Source organism: Nostoc sp. (genome assembly GCF_036917315.1).
Lineage (GTDB): Bacteria > Cyanobacteriota > Cyanobacteriia > Cyanobacteriales > Nostocaceae > Nostoc.
The window spans coordinates 223,222-238,396 of sequence record NZ_JBALDR010000051.1 but is presented as its reverse complement, the minus strand read 5'-3'; the positions used below and the strand labels follow the sequence as shown (position 1 = coordinate 238,396).

Genomic DNA, 15,175 nt, shown 5'->3' with positions numbered 1-15,175 from the left:
GCAATGGTAAATATGCAAGCATCCGATAACCAAGATCCTACTGATGGTGTTGCCATTATTGGCATGGTAGGAAGATTTCCTGGCGCTGGAAATGTCGATGAATTTTGGCGCAATCTGTGCGAGGGATTAGAATCAACGACTTTCTTTCAAGATGAAGAACTAGATCCTAGTATCGATCCGAGCCTTTGCAAAGATCCTAGCTATGTAAAAGCTAGAGGGATAATTTCTGGGGGCGAAACCTTTGATGCCGCATTCTTTGGCATTAATCCACTTGAAGCTGTGGTTATGGACCCACAGGCTAGAGTATTCCTAGAGTTGGTTTATGAAGCCCTAGAAAATGCTGGTTATGAATCAGAGTCTTTTGAGGGTTTGATTGGTTTATACGCTGGTTGTGGTCAAAATACTTATTTTGCTAACCATATTGCTGGTCGCATGGAAATTGTCGATCGCATCGGTGAATTCCAAACGATGTTAGCCAATGAAAAAGACTTTTTAACCACCCGTGCTGCTTACAAACTCAACCTCAAAGGCCCAGCCGTTAGCGTCAATACAGCCTGTTCCACTTCTTTGGTAGCAGTCATTCAGGCTTGTCAAGCCTTAACCAGCTATCAGTGCGATTTGGCTTTATCTGGTGGTGTATCTATGACTACACCCCAAAACAGCGGTTATATGGCACAAGAAGGCAGTATGCTCTCTGGAGATGGGCATTGTCGTCCCTTTGATGCCAGCGCTCAGGGCACAATGTTCAACAATGGCGCAGGAGTAGTTGTCCTCAAGCGTTTAGAAGATGCACTCAATGATGGCGATCGCATCTATGCCGTAATTCGAGGTTCTGGTATCAATAATGACGGCGCTGATAAGGTGAGCTTTACCGCTCCTAGCGTAGACGGACAAGCAGAGGCCATTGCAATGGCGCAAGCTTACGCTAACTTTCACCCAGAAACCATCTCTTATATTGAAGCTCACGGCACAGCTACACCTTTAGGCGACCCAATTGAAATTGAAGCGCTGACACAAGCATTTCGGGTACATACAAATGCTAAACAATTTTGTGCGATCGGCTCTCTTAAAAGCAATGTCGGACATTTAGTTGCGGCGGCTGGAGTAGCAGGGTTAATTAAAACCGCTCTCGCCCTGCATTATAAAAAGATCCCACCTAGTTTAAATTTTGAGGCTCCCAATCCCAAGATTGACCTTGCCAATAGCCCCTTCTATGTAAATACCAAACTAGCTGAATGGTCGGAGGGTGAAACTCCGCGACGAGCCGGTGTGAGTTCTTTTGGTGTCGGCGGGACTAATGCTCATATTGTGCTAGAAGAAGCGCCACAAATCCAAAGTTCCGGATCTTCGCGTCCACAGCAGCTATTGTTGCTCTCGGCAAAAACTAGTCAAGCTTTAGAGGCTGCAACCGCGAATTTACAGCAACATTTACAATACAATGCCGAAATTAACTTAGCTGATGTAGCTTATACCCTACAGCGAGGGCGCAAAGCTTTTAACTACCGACGCAGTGTAGTTTGTCACGATATTACAGATGCGATCGCAGCCCTCCAATCTTTAGATTCAAATCAAGTAAATACCCGTCACATAGAAATCCGCAATCCAGCCGTTGTCTTCATGTTCCCCGGACAAGGATCGCAATATGTGAACATGGGACTGAATCTCTATAACCACGAACCTGTATTCCAGGAAGCAGTAAATGAATGTGCTGAAATGCTTAAGCCTTTGCTGGGCAAGGATTTACGAGAAATCATCTATCCCGCACCGAGCGATTGCGAAACTGCGGCTATCTCATTGCGACAAACCTGCTTTACCCAACCAGCACTATTCGTCATTGAATACGCTTTAGCGCAACTATGGCAAAGTTGGGGAGTCAAGCCCCAAGCCATGATTGGTCACAGTATTGGCGAATTTGTCGCCGCCTGTATTGCGGGTGTATTCACCTTAGAAGATGCGCTGATGTTGGTTGCAACTCGCGGTCGCTTAATGTGGGAGTTACCAGCAGGGGCTATGCTCTCAGTGCGCCTACCAGCCAGAGAGGTAGAGCCGCGATTGAGTCCAGAACTAGCGATCGCTGCAATTAATGGCCCTTCCTTGTGTGTAGTTTCTGGTCCCACAGAGGCGATCGCATCTCTGCAAAAACAACTTGAAAGCGAAGAAGTTGCCTGTCGCCAATTACACACTTCCCACGCTTTCCACTCCCCAATGATGGATAGCATCATTCACCCCTTTGCTGAGGTAGTTGGGAAAGTTAAATTATCGCCACCCCAAATTCCCTTTGTATCCACAGTTACCGCCGATTGGATTACAGCCCAGCAAGCAACCGATCCGATGTATTGGGCTACACATCTACGCCAGACTGTGCGGTTTGCAGAGGGCGTACAAACTCTATGGCAGCAGCCAGAACGCCTACTGTTAGAGGTAGGGCCGCGAATCACAACTACGACCTTAGCCCGCCAACAAGCAAAAGATATTAAACAACAGATTGCGATTCCTTCTTTGGGCGATAACGCCGAGAACGAAGCCGAATGGACGGCATTACTCAAGGCAGTAGGGCAACTGTGGTTAGCAGGAGTATCTATTGACTGGAGCAACTTCTATCAAAGGGAAACGCGACAACGAATTCCTCTACCTACTTATCCTTTTGAACGCCAACGCTTCTGGATCGATCCTCCACCTCATCCCAATCGTGTAGCAACTCCCACACTTTTAAATCCCCAATTATTAGAAAAGACCCAAATTATGACAACATCCCCTCAGCAAAAGCTTATTCCCCTGCTCAAAGAAATTATCGAAGAAACTTCAGGATTGGAAATTGCTAGTGTTGACGACTCGATAACATTTTTAGAAATGGGATTAGATTCCTTATCTCTGACACAAGTCGGGCTAGCGTTAAAGAAAAAATTTCAAGTCAAAGTCACACTTAGGCAGTTACTAGAAATTTACTCCAATTTAGGAACACTGGCTGACTTTATCAATTCAGCCTTGTCTCCCGAAACTTTATCCGCATTAGGATTAACAGAAACCGTTGCAGATATCGTTCCAGAAGTACCCTTGTCAGAACCTACACCTACAAGCACTTTGGTAGTTCATGAAGTTCATACAAATGGATCGAATGGATCTGCACCTAAGATTTCCCTCCAACCTGCTGCATCTAGTAGCATCCTAGAAAATGTGATTAATCAGCAGCTACAAATTATGAGCCAGCAATTGGCGCTATTGGGTAATAGCAGTCAATCTGTAACAATCCCAGTTGTGCCTGCGGCAACATCTCAAAATAATGGTGTCAAGCCACAAAATGCTGTATCTGTCCCTCCAACCCAAACTAGCAAAGAATCAGCATCAGTAGAAACAGAGTCAAATGGTGCTAAAAAGGCATTTGGTGCGGCTGCTCGGATTGAAAAGACCCAGACTAAAACTTTGACAGCGCAACAACGCACTCATCTAGACAAAATTATCCAAAGATATACAAAACGGACTCAAAAATCCAAAGAATATACTCAAACTCATCGCCCTTACTTAGCAGATCCCAGAACTGTTTCCGGGTTTAACCCGATGATGAAAGAGATGGTTTATCCCATCGTGGCGTCTCATTCTTCAGGTTCTAAACTTTGGGATGTTGATGGTAATGAATATGTCGATTTAAGCAATGGCTTTGGGTTGAATTTGTTTGGTTGGTCGCCACCTTTCATTACTGAGGCAATTGAAGCACAACTCAAACTCGGCATGGAAATTGGGCCGCAAACTCCCTTAGTTGGAGAAGTGGCAAAGCTGATGTGTGAGTTGACCAACTTTGACCGAGCAGCCTTTTGCAACACAGGTTCGGAAGCGGTGTTGGGAGCAATGCGGATGGCACGCACCATCACAGGGCGTAACTTGATTGCTATCTTTTCTGGAGCTTATCACGGTATTTTGGATGAAGTAATTGTTCGAGGTACAAAAAAACTCCGATCAATTCCTGCTGCTCCTGGTATCCCACCCGAAATGGTAGAGAACATTTTGGTGGTGGACTACGATTCACCTGAGTCTCTAGAAATCCTCAGAAGTCGGGCTGATGAGTTAGCAGCAGTGATGGTGGAATCTGTGCAAAGTCGTCGCCCTGAATACCAGCCTAAAGAATTCCTCCAGCAATTGCGTGATTTCACAGAAGAAGCTGGTATTGCCCTGATTTTTGATGAAATTGTTACCGGATTCAGAATTCATCCAGGTGGCGCTCAAGCACATTTCGGTATCAAGGCGGACATAGCAACCTACGGTAAGATTGTGGGCGGTGGGCTACCAATTGGAGTCATTGCTGGCAAATCACAATATATGGATGCTTTGGATGGTGGGTTTTGGCAGTTTGGCGATGACTCCGTTCCAGAAGTAGGTGTGACTTACTTCGCCGGCACTTTCGTCCGCCATCCTTTAGCACTAGCAGCCGCCAAAGCAGTACTTCAACATTTAAAACAGAATGGCCCCAGCTTACAGCAAAATCTCAATGCTAGAACCGATAAGTTTGTAGCGGAACTTATGGGCTATTTCCAGCAAGTTCAGGCTCCGTTTACAGCTTATAATTTCGGCTCCCTGTTCATGGTGAAGTCTTTACCAGAGTTTCCCTACGGAGATTTATTGTTTTACTTGCTGCGCGATAAGGGAGTGCATACTTGGGATCACCGTCCTTGCTTCTTGACGACAGCCCATTCCGAAGCCGATCTGGCTTTCGTAATGGCAGCCTTTAAAGAAAGTATTGCCGAAATGCAATCTGCTGGGTTCTTGTCTGCACCGCCTATAGAAGTAACAAACCGCGAAACCAATAACAGTTTACGTAATCGTCCTCCACAACCCGATGCCAAATTAGGACGAGATCCCCAAGGAAACCCCGCCTGGTATATCCCGGATATCGAGCGTCCTGGGAAATATTTACAAGTCGCAAGTGTTTCTTGAAGTGCTTTCAAAAATCAAGTGCATAGAAAGTGTAGTAAGCGTTAATAATTTTTGCAAATAGTAAATACTCATCCATTTTTGTATGTCAGTTGATAATCTACTTGAACCGAGTTTTATTAAGTCCGATCCGAAGCTTCCTGAACAAATCATTGAAACTGATGTTTCAAACTTCCGGGAAAACTTCAACTCTTCTCACTTCATGTTTTCGCATAACCTTGCAGGACATCCTTTATTTGAGATTCCCCGCTTAGTTGAGCTTGCAAATACTATGCTAAGTCAGGGTAGAGCAAATAAAATCCAGTCTTATATCAGCAAAGTTCCTGTTGAGCAAAAGTGGAATCAGCGACCTGGAATCAAGCAAATTAACGAGGCGATCGCACATATTGGTGAATCGGATTCTTGGGTGATGCTTGAAGATGTTCAAGTAGACCCAGAATATGCTGCCTTGGTTAACCAGATTATAACTGAACTCGAAACGCTTACAGGCAAACCCCTTCGGAAGCAGATGACTTGGCTAGGTGCTTACATCTTTATTGGTTCCCCAAATTCTATTACACCTTACCATATCGATAGTGAGTTGAATTTCCTGTTTCAAATTCAGGGCGAGAAAGATATGAGCCTCTTCAATCAAAGCGATCGTTCTGTACTGAGCGAAGAGGAGATTGAAAAATTTTATGTAGGCGACCTGAACGTAGCAAATTATAAAGAGGAGAATCAAAGTAAAGCAAAGGTTTACTATTTGCAACCAGGCAAGGGACTCCATCATCCTATATTGGCACCCCATTGGGCTAAAAATGGTAATAATGTCTCTGTAGCTTTGAGTATTCTCTTTTATCTGCGACCTTACGATCTCAAAGCCAGAATATATCAAGTCAACAGCTACTTACGCAGACTGGGATTAAAACCCACTCCACCAGATAAATATGCTTTGAAAGATCGGCTCAAAATTTTTGCTCTGGGTCTTCTATCCGATCGCCGACCGAAAAGTAAATTTATGATCCTGCGCTCTGGTGTATTAAAACTAAAATCTATTGAGGGGAAGTTAAAGCAATTTATCGACAAGATTGGGAAAAAAATATAATTTTTCTCAAATGACTAATTATTAATTAGCCTGAATACTGAATCGGTATTCTATAGCAATTCTAAATCATTTGTGAAATATTTTATTTTAAACACTTCGCGTAGCTTGCTTTTATACATAGTAAGCGCTTATTACATCCTTCATGTAGCCAACACAAAGCAACTACGCGTCTAATTATCAAAATAATTTTCACAATTCAAATAGGATTGCTATAGGTAGAAACTAAAACCAAAAACCTTAATGTATAAACACATCAAATCGCTCACTTCTTTACGCGGTATTGCAGCCTTGGTTGTTGTTATACACCATTTTTCTTACTACGGTTTACCGAAAATCGGTTCAACTTTATCAGCCTATACTAATTTTTTTACAAATGGATATTTATGGGTCGATTTTTTCTTTATTCTGAGTGGTTTTATTATGACCCACGTTTATGCGGAGACTTTTTGTTTAAAAGTCAATTTAAAAAACTATCGTTCATATTTATTCTCGCGTTTTGCTAGAATTTATCCTCTGCATATATTTATTATTTCTCTATTTGTTGGATTAGAGGTTGTGAAATTACTTTTCCTAAATGCTTCTGCTTTTACTGGTAAATTTAACTTAACGGCTCTTGTTTCCAATATTTTTCTTCTCCAAGCATTTGACATAAAGTGCCCACCTTTATTCTGGTGTAATACCTACTGGAATGAGCCAGCTTGGTCAATAAGTGTGGAGTTTTTTATTTATTGCATATTTCCAATTTTATTAGTAGTTTTATTAAAAAATAAATTCAAAACTGATTTAATAATTTATAGTTCTACTCTCTTTTGCATATTATTACTAATCACTTTTACCCGTGGCAATTTAGATACGATTATTGGCATACCTTCGATAGCTAGATGTGGGCTAGAATGCATCCTTGGTATTATAACTTACAAAATTTATCATAGAGGTAATTATAAAAAGTATTTTAATCTTAGTTTCCTGGCAATTATAGCTATAACTTGGATAATTTTGATTATGCATTACTACTGGCATCATTTTCGTAATATTCATGATTGGCTAATTTTACCAGCTTTTTCTCTACTGATTTTATCTGTATCTATCAACAAAAAAAGTTTAATATCAAAGTTTCTTAATTCACAGTTAATGCTATATATCGGCACTATCTCTTACTCAACTTATATGGTTCATTGGGTTGTTCAAGAATTGTTAAAATCTTTCTGGCTTTATAAATTTCACGATGTTTTTGGCAAAGAATTTACAGGATATCAATCATTGACATCTTTAGGAGTATTTCTTATGATTGTCTTATTGGCTGCATCATTGACATATAAATTTGTAGAAATACCTGCGCGTAATTATTTAAAGTCTACAATCTTGGCTAAACAAGGTATTTAAAGTCAGGAATCTAAAAAAGATTGAGATTTATCCACATTCAATAAACTGAGAAAATAATAAATTTTTATGACCTTATCACCTGTAGATTACCAATCGACATTAACTGCGGTTGATTTTGATCCATTTGCAGATGGAGAATTACTTCTAACCGCCCCCGCCACAGAATCACAAAAAGAAATTTGGGCTTCTGTGCAAATGGGCGATGCTGCTAATTGTGCTTATAATGAGTCTCAATCTCTGCGACTAAAAGGCGAACTTGATGTCAAACTTTTCCAATCTGCGGTGGAAAAGTTAGTACAACGTCATGAAGCACTACGGACAACTTTTAGCACCGATGGCAATACACTCTGCATTGTTGCTTCTCGGCAAATTGAAATCCCTATTATTGAACTGTCTAACTTAGAACCACAGGAACAACAGGAAAAATTAGCTAGGATCTTGCGACAAGAGGTAGAGCAACCTTTTGATTTGGAACATGGCCCTCTATTTCGGGCAAAAATTGTCAAATTGCAGCCGCAGGAACATCTAGCTATTTTGACAGCCCATCATATTATTTGTGATGGTTGGTCTTGGGCAGTGCTGATGCCAGATTTGGGTAAACTTTATTCTGGCTTGCAACAGGGTATTGTTCCTGAATTAGAAGAACCAGACTACTTAAGTGAATATGCGATTTTGCAGGAAGAAGAGGCGGATAATCCAGAAGCGATCGCCACAGAACAATACTGGTTGCAACAATTCGCTGACTCTGTACCTGTACTCGATTTCCCCAGCGATCGCCCTCGTCCCCCACTCAGAACCTTTAACGCCGCCCGCGAAGATTGGCATTTAAGTCCCGAATTAGTTGCCAACCTGAAACAACTAGGAACAAAACTCGGTTGTAGCTTTATGACTACGATCCTGGGAGGATTCGAGGTCTGGCTGCACCGTTTGACAGGACAAAATGATTTAGTTGTAGGTATTCCAGCCGCCGGACAAGCTGCTTTAGGGCAATATAATCTCGTCGGTCATTGTGTAAATTTACTACCGTTGCGTAGCCAGATTGATGGCGAAAAATCTTTCAGCGACTACTTGCGATCGCGGCGATCGGCTGTCTTAGATGCTTATGACCATCAACAATTTACTTTTGGTAGTCTGGTAAAAAAATTAGTATTGTCACGGGATTCTAGCCGTATTCCCTTAGTACCGATTGTATTTAATGTCGATCAAGCTTTAGACAGCAATCGACTTCCCTTTATCGGATTAGAGGTAGAATTTTTCTCCAATCCCCGCGCATTCGAGAATTTTGAACTGTTTATCAATGCTACAGAATCGCATGGTGAACTTATTCTGGAATGCCAGTACAACACTAATTTATTTGAAGCTGATACTATCCGCCGCCGGATGGCAGAGTTTGAAACTTTGTTATTGGGCATAGTTGCTAACCCTAATCAAATTATTGCTAAATTGCCAATTTTGCCAGCAGTTGAGCAACAGTTATTAGCAACATGGAACAATACTCAAACAGCTTATCCCCAAAATATCTGCATTCATCAGCTGTTTGAAACTCAAGTGGAGAAGACTCCAGATGCGATCGCTGTAGTTTTTGAAGATCAACAAATTAGCTACCGCGAACTGAATCAGCGAGCCAATCAACTAGCCCATTATCTCCAAAGCTTAGGAGTCGGGTCAGAAGTTCTGGTTAGTCTGTGTGTCGAGCGCAGCTTGGAAATGGTTGTAGGAGTTTTAGGGATTCTCAAAGCCGGGGGAGCATACGTACCATTAGATTATGCTTATCCTCAAGAACGTTTAGCTTTCATGCTGCAAGATGCTCAGGTGTCAGTGCTACTAACGCAAGAGAAGCTAAAGTCGGGGCTACCAAGCCATCAAGCAGAGATTGTTTGCCTTGATAGCAACTGGCAATCCATAGATTACGGGTTAGATAACCCAACACATAACATCACTTCCAATAACTTAGCCTACGTCATCTATACATCTGGCTCGACAGGTCAACCGAAAGGCGTTCAAATTCAACATCAGAGTGCTGTTAATCTTTTAAGTGCGATCGCTAAAGAACCCGGTTTAACTGCTGAAGATACTCTCCTCTCTGTTACTAGCCTATCCTTTGATATTGCCGTTTCAGAAATTTTTCTACCCCTATCTGTAGGTGCGAAGTTGGTATTGGTAAGCCGTGAAGTTGCGGCTGACGGAACACAACTGTTAAAAGCGCTAACCACCTCCGGGGCAACCTTTATGCAACCGACACCAGTTACTTGGCGGTTATTACTGGCAGCCGGATGGCAAGGTAGTCCTCAACTGAAGATGATTTCCACAGGCGAAGCCTTACCTAGAGACCTCGCCAATCAATTATTACCGAAGGGAGCTTGTCTGTGGAACCTTTACGGGCCTACAGAAACAACGATTTGGTCAACAGGCTACAAGGTGACAACGGCAAATAAAGCAATAGGCATTGGTTGCCCTCTAGCTAATACGCAAATCTACATTTTAGACTCCCATTTACAACCCGTTCCCATTGGTATATCAGGTGAGTTGTATATTGGTGGCGAAGGACTAGCAAGGGGATATCTAAATCGTCCCGAACTGACTGCTGAGAGATTTATTTCTAATCCTTTCAGTTCAAACCCGAAATCGCGCTTATACAAAACTGGGGATTTAGCTCGCTATTTACTAGATGGACATATTGAATACTTGGGTCGTATCGACTATCAGGTAAAACTGCGTGGTTTCCGCATAGAATTGGGTGAAATTGAAACCCCACTCCTGCAACATCCAGGAGTAAAAGAAGCTGTTGTAATTGTTCGAGAAGACATTCCTAATGAGACTAGTTTAGTCGGTTATATTGTTGCCGAAACTGGTCAAGATAGCTTGGAAGTGATTTCACAATTGCGTCGATTCTTGAAACAACAACTTCCTGACTTTATGGTGCCAACAATCTTTATGGCACTAGAAGCTATGCCGTTAACCCCCAATGGCAAAGTCGATCGCAAGGCATTGCCACAGCCTGATGCTTCCCGCCCAGAACTGGAGGCAAATTATGTAGCGCCTCGCACTCCCATTGAACAGCAGATTGCAGATATCTGGGCGCAGGTTCTTAATGTCAAACAGGTTGGGATTAACGACAACTTTTTTGAATTGGGTGGATATTCTCTACTAGGAATTCAAGTGATTTCTCGAATGCGCCAAGCGTTGCAAGCAGAAATTCTGATGTCCAATTTATTTGAATTACCAACGGTAGCAGATTTGGCTGAACGAGTGGAGACTCTGCGGTGGGCAGCCCAAGGTGTTCAGGCTGCTGAGAGTGAAACAGCTGATGATTACGAAGAAGGTGAGCTATGAAAACATTAGATGAACTACTATCTGAGCTACGTCAGCGCGATGTCAAACTTTGGCTAGAGGGCGATGCCTGCGGCGGGCATAGCCAACGCTTACGCTATCGGGCTGCAAAAGATAGTCTCACACCAGAATTGCTAACCGAGTTAAAAACTCAAAAAGCCGAAATCATCAACTTTCTCCGACAAATTAACATAGCCGCCAGTTCACAGATTCCCCCAATTGTCGCTTGTGAACGGAATGGTAACTTGCCGCTTTCCTTTGGTCAGCAACGGATATGGTTCCTCCATCAGTTTGAACCTGATAGTTCCTCAAATAATATGCCAGTTGTCGTGCGTTTTACGGGGAATCTGAATGTTGCTGTTTTAGAGGAAAGTTTAAGAGAAGTCGTCCGTCGCCATGAAGTTCTGCGGACAACTTTTCCAGCAGTCAATGGAAAGCCCACTCAAGTCATCGCCACCGATGTTTCCTTGACACTGCCAATAATTGACTTGCGGCAAGTACCAGATGAACAACGAGAAGCGGAAGCTCACCTCCTGGCAACTAAAGAAGCTCATCAACCCTTTGATTTAGGCAATGGGCCAATTTTACGGGTGTTACTGCTGCGATTAAGCGATCGCGAACATCTGCTAATTTGGAATATGCACTGCATAGTTTGTGATGGTGCTTCATCCGATCTGTTCTATCAAGACCTGATTACCATCTATAAAGCATTATCAGCAGGTCAGGTTTCTCCTTTAACTCCCTTACCAGTGCAGTATGCTGATTTTACCAATTGGCAATACCAATGGCTCCAGGGAGAGGTTTTAGAGTCACAGGTAAACTACTGGAAGCAAAAGCTAGAAGGCAATTTACCGATCATTGAGTTACCTTACGATCGCCCCCGTCCTCAAGGAGTGCAAACTTATCGAGGCGATCGCGCTGCCCTGCTGCTATCAAAGTCGCTGAACCATGCCCTGACAGACATGAGTCAAAAATGGGGTGTCACCCTGTTCATGACTTTACTGGCAGCATTCGAGCTATTGCTCTACCGTTATTCTGGACAAGAAGACCTACTAATTAACTTTGCAAGTGCAGGTCGAGGACAAGTTGAAACCGAGGGGCTGATTGGATTTTTTTCTAATACTCTTGTACTGCGGAGTAGCTTTGCAGGCAACCCAACTTTCCGAGAATTATTAGACCGAGTGCGTAAGGATTGTTTAGAGGCTTATACCCATCAAGACCTACCCTTTGAAAAGCTAATTGAAGAACTTAGACCAGAACAGCGAAGTCGCAATACCTCACCTCTGTTCCAGGTAAAATTTTCCCTCAATCCTCCTTGGTCAAATGGTCGTGGCATGGCATCAGTGCAACTACCTGATTTGACTATCACTTCTCTATTTGGCTATATCTATCATGGCAAGACTAAATACGATCTGACATTGGTTTTGCGGGAACAGGATAATGGTCTGGGTATGGTATTTGATTACAATGCCGAGATGTTTGATGCCAGTACAATAGAGCGGATGTTGGCACACTTCAAAACTTTACTCGAAGGTATTGTTGCTAATCCCGATCGTCCGATTGCTGAATTACCCCTGTTGACAGCACCCGAACAACATCAATTGTTAGTTGAGTGGAATAGCAAACAAGCTGATTATCCCCAGAATACTTGTATCCATCACTGGTTTGAAACTCAAGCTAAAAGAACTCCAAATAATATTGCAGTCAGTTTTAAAAATCAGCAATTAACTTATCAGGAACTTAACCAGCGGGCAAATCAACTAGCCTACTATTTGCAAACTTTAGGAGTAGAATCGGGCGTACTCATCGGTCTTTATCTAGAGCCTTCACTGGAGATGATTGTGGGGCTGTTGGGTATTTTGAAAGTCGGTGGAACTTACGTACCGATCGCTCCGACATCTGGGCAAGATGGTCTGGCTGTCATTTTAGAAGATGCCCAAATATCTTTGGTCTTAACCCAAAGCTCATTAGTTGAGAAGCTCTCTGAGCATCAAGCACAAGGTATCTGTTTGGATAGTGATTGGGAAGTTATTGCCGTACATGTGACTGAAAATCCAGAAAGCTATGGCACAGATCGGACTCTCGCCTGTGTAATGTATGTGTCCGGCTGCGATGGAAAACCCAACGGTATAGCTATAACCCACCATAATCTTGTCAGCCACAGCTTGGCAATTAGCGAAACTTGGGAGTTGACTCAGAGCGATCGCTTACTAATCATACCTAGTATCAGCTGCGATACCTTCATTGAATCACTCTTTCCCACTTGGATTACTGGTGCTACTGCAATTCTCCAGCCTCAGAAGATGCAATCGACGGGGCAGTTTTTCCCGTTCATTGCTAAACAACAAATTACTGTTGTTAATCTAGCCACGTCTTTTTGGTATGAGTTAGTCAAGGAGCTATCTGTATCTCCCCAAAGCTTACCAGCCAGCTTGCGCTTAGTCATGGTTGGTGGCGAAAAAGTCTCACGGCAGGCTTATCTAACTTGGGTAGAAAAAGTTGGCAAGCAAGTACGCTGGCTGAATGCTTATGGAGCGCTAGAAACAACTTTAACCGCCACGGTTTACGATCCGGAGACTGCAACTGAAGCCAGTAACACTCGGTCAGAAATTCCCATAGGAAAAGCGATCGCTAATACTCAAATCTACATCCTCAATCGGCGATCGCAACTCCTCCCTATTGGTGTAAGTGGTGAAATCTACATCAGCGGTATCGGTGTTACCCAAGGCTACTTTAAGCGTCCCGAACTAACATCTGAGAAATTTATCCCCAATCCCTTTAGCAGCGAATCTGGGGCATACCTTTACAGAACTGGTGACTTAGGACGTTACTTAAGTGACGGCAACATTGAGTTTCTTGACCGCTTAGATAATCAGGTAAAAATTCGCGGCTTTCGCATTGAGTTGGCTGAAATTGAAACAATTTTGGGTCAATATCCAGGCGTACAAAAAACTGTGGTGATTGCCAAAGAAGATGTTCTTGGGGATAAAAGTTTAGTTGCTTATGTTGTTCCCAAACAAGGAGAAACTTTTGGGAGCGAGCAAATGCTGAGTTTTCTCCAGCAAAAGTTACCTGAACATTTGTTGCCTTCTACCTTTTTCATTGTCGATTCTCTGCCATTGAATGCTCATGGCCAAGTCGATCGCCAAGCCTTATCTAGGCTGAATCCAACTAATTCTAAAATAGAAAAAATATTTGCCACAGCAGAAGATCCATTACAACTTCAGTTAACTAAAATTTGGGAAAACCTTTTAGGTATTCATCCCATTGGCATAAAAGACAACTTTTTTGATTTGGGTGGAAACTCACTACTTGCAGTACATCTGTTTTCTCAGATTGAAAAGACATTTGGTCTAAATCTGCCCTTAGCTATTCTCTTGCAATCTTCAACCATTGAGCAATTAACTAATTTTATTCGCCAGCAAGGATTTTTGCCAGAAAGCCATAATCGGGTTGAAAGTAGTACTAGTAACAACTCAGAAAAATCGATGCCTTGGTCATCACTAGTACCAATGCAGCCCAACGGTTCTAAGCCACCTCTCTTTTGCATCCATGCAATTGGTTTAAGTGTCCTCTATTACCGAGATTTATCACTTCATTTAGGTGAAAATCAGCCATTTTATGCACTACAAGCACGAGGATTGAATGGGAAAGAAGCTCCCTTTACCAAGCTTGCACAAATGGCAGATCATTACATCAAAGAGATACAAACTATTCAACCTGAAGGCCCTTATTTTTTGGGTGGTTCCTCCTTTGGTGGACTAGTAGCTTGGGAAATGGCTCAACAACTCGTAAGGCAAGGTCAAAAAGTAGCTTTGTTAGCTTTATTTGATACCACTGGCCCAAATTACATAAAACAAGCGCCATTAGAAAAGCGAGTTTCTCAACATTGGGACAACCTGACAAAACTTGGGACTAATTACGTGCTTGAACAAATCAGGAACAAAAGCTCTTGGCTGAAGTATAAACTTCAAGAAAAGTTCCGAAAATTGCTCTTTAAATTTTCCTTAAGAATCTGGCGGACTGTACCTTATAACTACCGGAAATTAACAATTGAAGAGGCCAATAAACAGGCAGCCAGAGAATACGTTCTAAAAGCTTATCCCGGTCGAGTCACTGTATTCCGAGCAGAAGAGCGCGTTGCATTGGAAAAACGGGAGGTTGACCCCCAAATGGGTTGGAGTGAAATGGTCTTAGGAGGTTTGGATATTCAAAATGTCCCAGGAAACCACGACTCTATTTTTAGAGAACCCCATGTCCGAACTCTATCTGAAAAGATGAGGGCTTGTATAGATCGAGCTATTGTAGACATCTAAATTTGCAGAAATAGTTGTTATAGCTTTCAACCTCATCTCACTTCCGGGATGGGGTTGTTTTATTTGCGGGTAATAACTTCAACCATGTATGTATAAATTAGCTCGTAAATAAAGCGCTTACATCAGTTAAAAGCGGAAA

At 42.5% G+C, this 15,175-nt stretch carries 5 protein-coding genes; all 5 read left to right on the top strand.

Annotation, left to right across the window (positions count from 1 at the left end):
• The first annotated feature begins 3 nt into the window (after positions 1 to 3).
• On the top strand, positions 4 to 4,926 hold the full coding sequence (locus V7K84_RS25160) for an aminotransferase class III-fold pyridoxal phosphate-dependent enzyme (RefSeq protein ID WP_334842061.1): 4,923 nt from the start codon (positions 4 to 6) through the stop codon (positions 4,924 to 4,926).
• 82 nt (positions 4,927 to 5,008) lie between these two features.
• Positions 5,009 to 6,007 (top strand): cupin-like domain-containing protein, encoded by a 999-nt coding sequence (locus V7K84_RS25155; protein ID WP_334842059.1) that lies wholly within the window; start codon positions 5,009 to 5,011, stop codon positions 6,005 to 6,007.
• Positions 6,008 to 6,247: 240 nt separating this feature from the next.
• Positions 6,248 to 7,390 (top strand): acyltransferase family protein, encoded by a 1,143-nt coding sequence (locus V7K84_RS25150; protein WP_334842057.1) that lies wholly within the window; start codon positions 6,248 to 6,250, stop codon positions 7,388 to 7,390.
• Between the two features lie 66 nt (positions 7,391 to 7,456).
• Positions 7,457 to 10,723, top strand: coding sequence for a non-ribosomal peptide synthetase (locus V7K84_RS25145; protein ID WP_334842055.1), 3,267 nt, complete (start codon positions 7,457 to 7,459; stop codon positions 10,721 to 10,723).
• Complete coding sequence (locus V7K84_RS25140; protein ID WP_334842054.1) at positions 10,720 to 15,036, top strand: amino acid adenylation domain-containing protein; 4,317 nt, start codon at positions 10,720 to 10,722, stop codon at positions 15,034 to 15,036. The genes V7K84_RS25145 and V7K84_RS25140 overlap by 4 nt, the downstream gene beginning before the upstream one ends.
• Positions 15,037 to 15,175 lie beyond the last annotated feature (139 nt).